Here is a 1602-nt window from a genome sequence, read left to right as displayed (position 1 = left end):
CTCCACATCCGTACCAATCGCGCCGATCAGATCGCCATGGGACGCGACATATTGCAGCCCATCGAACAGATCGTCGCTCCGTCCCTCGTCACGACCGTCCTGGATGAAATGGCGCGCCCCGGCGTCCGCGTCCGTTCCGAATGCCTCGATCAGATCGGCATAGGAGGCGATATATTGCAGCCCATCAAACAACGCGTCGCTGCGGCCCTCGACAAAGCCGCCATCGATATAATGGCTTGTCGCGGCCTGCGTATCGGTACCAAAAGCTGCGATCAGATCGTCATAGCCTGCGATATAATCGAGCGCGTCGAACTCTTTGGCATCGCGCCCTTCGGCAAAGCCGCTCGCCACATAATGCGCGGTCGCGCTATCTGCATCGGATCCGAAGGCAGCGATCAGGTCCCCATAGCCCGCGATATAGCGCAACCCGTCGAACGCCGACAAGCTGCCCGCCAGATCGGCGCTTCCCAAAACGCCGTTGGCAAAAGCAACCTGTTCTACATTTACAGTTCGCGAGGCGCCTTCTTCGCCCACCACAAAGGTCCAGCCGCCAGACAAAAGGTAGCTGTAGCTCGCCTTGACCCCGGCCAGCACCAGCATATCGCTCCCAGCGCCTCCATCGACGATGTTGTTCCCCGCGCCAGGGTCCAGACGGTCATTGCCAAAGCCACCATTCAGCCGGTCATGGCCTAAACCACCTTGCAACCAGTCATCGCCCCCAAACCCGTTCAGCACATCGTTACCCGCAAGACCAACGAACAGATTATGCCCCTCATCTCCATTCATTACGTCATTGCCGACCGTACCGACGCGATCGTTATCAGCAATGGTGACCTTCACGATGATATTGTCACTGCCCGACGAAAATATCTGCCCACTGGCTGCCACCTTGAATGCCAATATTTCATCACCTTCGATGAGAAGGTCGTCGATGACGCCGATCGCCGGCAGATCGATCACATAATCGCGAGCGGGCGATTGCGAAATACTGTAGAGGCCGTTGAAGTTCGGAACATTGACCTCACTGGCCGTCATGGTCGACTGCTCGGCGTCGAAGGCGAGCGTTACAGTCCCTGTGTAAGCTCCGATATTTTTCAGCGTCAGCAATGGTATTAGCGTTGCGCCTGTGCCTTCGGCGACAACACCGGATGCTGCAACTGTGGCCGTAACACCAGCATTGAAGTCCAGAATTTCAAAACTGGTCGCTATGCCCATAGCTGACAGCTCAGAGGCTTCATAATATCTATAATTGCCAGCCTTGTCATACACAGTTACATTGCCGATACTGTATGTTCCTGCTCCGGATGTCGCGTCGATATAATATTCGCGAGAAGAAGCGCCATCGGCATAGCTATCAGTGCTATCGTAAGCAACGAAGGCTGATGTCCTGCTCGAACTAGACTGCCAACTTTTGGTAAAGCCTACATAGACATAATCCACGCCCAACCCAACATCGCTGGCACTTGCTGTAAACGTCAGGTATTTACCACCGTCAGTTACATCCACGCTACTTGGAAAACTCAGAGACGTCAAAACTGGCTTTGTCGAGTCAGACGGCTGGTTGCTCTCAATCTCAAAACTGGTCGCTATGCCCATGGCTGA

General features: G+C 54.7%; 1 protein-coding gene. It reads right to left on the bottom strand.

All coding sequences use genetic code 11. From position 1 onward, the window contains the following. Positions 1-1506, bottom strand: a 1506-nt coding sequence (locus tag IL54_RS22375) for a calcium-binding protein (RefSeq protein ID WP_443211378.1), incomplete at its 3' end; no start/stop codon positions are given. Positions 1507-1602 lie beyond the last annotated feature (96 nt).

This window comes from Sphingobium sp. ba1, assembly GCF_000743655.1.
Lineage (GTDB): Bacteria > Pseudomonadota > Alphaproteobacteria > Sphingomonadales > Sphingomonadaceae > Sphingobium.
The sequence above is the reverse complement of the archived record's forward strand: the minus strand, read 5'-3'. Positions and strand labels throughout refer to the sequence as shown.